The organism is Streptomyces sp. NPDC127098 (assembly GCF_042722465.1).
In the GTDB taxonomy this organism is placed as follows: domain Bacteria; phylum Actinomycetota; class Actinomycetes; order Streptomycetales; family Streptomycetaceae; genus Streptomyces; species Streptomyces millisiae.
In genome coordinates this window covers 142,919-145,107 of record NZ_JBHXFJ010000010.1, presented here as the reverse complement: position 1 = coordinate 145,107, position 2,189 = coordinate 142,919, and the positions used below count along the sequence as shown (strand labels likewise).

Below are 2,189 nucleotides of genomic sequence, written 5' to 3'. Positions count from 1 at the left end.
GTCACCAGAAGGTGGTGGCGCGCGAAGGCCGGTCCGCTGTGGTGCGGCGGCGCCCTCAGGGCGCCCCCGGGCCGTCCGGACGGAGTCCGGGAGACTCCGCCGCACGGGCGCGACCGGTCACCACGGTGTCGTGGCGGATCGGCGGCAGGTCGCGGCACCTCCAGCGAAGCGCTCAGGCGGACACGTCGGGGAAGTTGACGTTCCGTGCGACGGACTCCCAGGCGGTCAACTCCTCGCGGACCGCGTCCAGGTGGGCGAGCAGCCCGTCGTAGGCGTCGTCGCCGAGCGGCAGCCGCAGCGGCGTCTTGTCGCTGTCGAGGGCCGCGACGATGGCGGTGGCCGCCCTGGCGGGGTCGCCGGGCTGGGTGCCGTCGATGCCGGTGATGAACTGACGGGTCTGGCCGACGGTCTCGGCGTAGGCGGGCAGCTCCGCCGACTGGTGCAGGCCGCCGCCGGAGAACTTGGTGCGGAAGGCGCCGGGTTCGACGATCATCACCTTGATGCCGTGCGGCGCGACCTCGGCCGCCAGCGCCTCGGACAGGCCCTCCAGCGCGAACTTGGTGGCGCAGTAGGCGGAGAACCCGGGGTAGGCGACCTGGCCGCCGAAGCTGCTGATCTGCACGATGGCCCCCGACTTCTGCTTGCGCATGCCGGGCAGCACCGCGCGGGTGAGCGCGGCCGGGCCGTGGAAGTGCAGGTCCATCAGGTCGCGCAGCTCGCGGTCCGTGGTCTCCTCGACCGCGCCGACCTGCCCGTGCCCCGCGTTGTTCACCAGCACATCCACGCGTCCGTACCAGAGCAGCACCTCGGCCACCACCGCGGCGATCCGGGCGCCGTCGGTGACGTCCAACTGGACGGCCGTCGCCCGGTCCGGGTGGGCGGCCACCAGGTCGTCGAGCGTCTCGGGCCGGCGCGCCGTGGCGACCACCGTGTCGCCGGCGGCGAGCGCCGCCTCCGCGATCGCGCGGCCGAAGCCGCTGGACGTCCCGGTGATCAGCCAGACGCGGCCGACGGCGGTCCGGGGCGGGGCGGAGTCAGGGGAACTCACGTGGGTCACACCTCCGAGTGGGCTTCTGTGCCTCCCAGTTGTCGCATCCGACGGGCCCGACCGTCCAAACGAGACGATCACTCGACCGATAGAGCGCGTCTATGATCGCAGCATGGAGCTTCGGGAGCTGCGCTACCTCGTCGCGATCGCCGAGGAGGGGAACCTGGGGCGGGCCGCGAGGCGCCTCTACGTGAGCCAGCCGACGCTGTCGTACGCGCTGAAGTCCCTGGAGTCCAAGCTCGGCGTGCGGCTCTTCGACCGGCACCCGGGCGGGGTCAGCGCCACCTGCGCGGGCGCCGACATCGTGGTCGCGGCGCGGCGCGCGATACGCGAGGCCGAGCGGGTCACCGAGGTGGCCGACTCCTACCGGCGGGGCGGCGCCGGCTCGCTGCGCGTCGGCTTCGAGGCGAGCGGCGCCGGCGAGCTGATCGCCCGCGCCCGCGCCGAGTTCGCCCGCCGGCACCCCAGGATCCGGGTGGAGCCGCGGCGGTTCGACTGGGGCGAGGAGGTCGCCGGGCTGCGCGACGGCCGCGCCGACGTGGCCTTCGTCTGGCTGCCCGCCGACCTGACCGGGCTGGTGGCCGAGGTGGTGCACGTCGATCCCAGGGTGGTCGGCTTCCCCGCCGCCCATCCGCTGGCGGACCGGGCGCGGGTGACGCTGGACGACGTCAGGGACGAGCCGCTGACCTGGACCGAACACGCGCCGCGGGCCTGGGTGGAGTGGTGGGCGGTGGTCCCGAGGCCGGACGGGTCGACGCCGCGCTGGGGGCCGACCAACCGCAACGTCGAGGAGATGCTCGAACAGGTGGCCGCCGGCGAGGCCATCTGCTTCGCGCCGGCCGGCATGGCCCAGTACTACGCGCGCCCCGACCTGGCCTGGGTACCGCTGGCCGGCGTCGAGCCCATGCGGGTGGCGCTCGCCTGGCCACGGGACGCGGAGACCGACACGATCCGCGAATTCGGCCGTGTCGTGCGCGAGCTGGCCGACGAGCCACCGCGTTAACTGCACGAAGTCGCTCGGGGAAGCCGCCGCTCTTTCCGGAAGGGCATGCGCCCGGCGGCATACTGAAAACCGTTCCGACGGTGTCGGAATCGCCGTTCTCGGCGGCCCGTTCTCGCGCGGGAGGCACGTCCGTGCCTC

At 73.9% G+C, this 2,189-nt stretch carries 2 protein-coding genes; one reads left to right on the top strand and one right to left on the bottom strand.

Going from position 1 to position 2,189, the window contains the following annotated elements; genetic code table 11:
* Nucleotides 1-172 precede the first annotated feature (172 nt).
* Nucleotides 173-1,048 carry an oxidoreductase gene (locus tag ACFWI8_RS09865; RefSeq protein WP_387087898.1) on the bottom strand — a complete coding sequence of 292 codons (876 nt, stop codon included), beginning with the start codon at nt 1,046-1,048 and terminating at the stop codon, nt 173-175.
* A gap of 112 nt (nt 1,049-1,160) precedes the next feature.
* On the opposite strand from ACFWI8_RS09865, the gene ACFWI8_RS09860 reads away from it, so the two are divergent.
* The gene (locus ACFWI8_RS09860; protein WP_387087895.1) at nt 1,161-2,051 is read left to right on the top strand and encodes a LysR family transcriptional regulator; all 891 of its coding nucleotides are present in this window, start codon (nt 1,161-1,163) and stop codon (nt 2,049-2,051) included.
* Nucleotides 2,052-2,189 lie beyond the last annotated feature (138 nt).